The organism is Campylobacter sp. BCW_6871 (genome assembly GCF_001762325.1).
Taxonomy (GTDB): domain Bacteria; phylum Campylobacterota; class Campylobacteria; order Campylobacterales; family Campylobacteraceae; genus Campylobacter_D; species Campylobacter_D jejuni.
Map to the genome: position 1 here is coordinate 1 of NZ_MJWQ01000064.1, position 304 is coordinate 304.

General features: G+C 24.0%; 1 protein-coding gene. It reads left to right on the forward strand.

What is annotated here, in order from left to right:
- Positions 1–304, forward strand: a 304-nt coding sequence (locus tag AJ930_RS06790; RefSeq protein ID WP_148122814.1) for a tyrosine-type recombinase/integrase, incomplete at both ends; no start/stop codon positions are given.

A 304-nucleotide genomic window follows, 5' to 3' on the forward strand; every position in this document is an offset into this window, starting at 1 on the left:
ATCAGAAGAAAAATTAAATTATCTTAATGAAAATGAAATTATAAGGCTAAATAATGTTTTAGAGAAAGAAAAAGCAAAAAAAGAAGTTTATAATAGTTTTAGAAACTCTTTACTGATAAAACTTATGCTTTATGGAGGACTTAGAATTTCTGAAGCTTTAAATGTAAAACTTTGTGATTTTGAAGAGGTTGATGATGAAATATTAAAAATATCCATAATAGGCAAGGGTGGTAAAGAACAATTTGCATTTATTAAAAAAGAAGTAGATGATGAGCTTGAATATTTTAAAGAAAATATCCAAGAT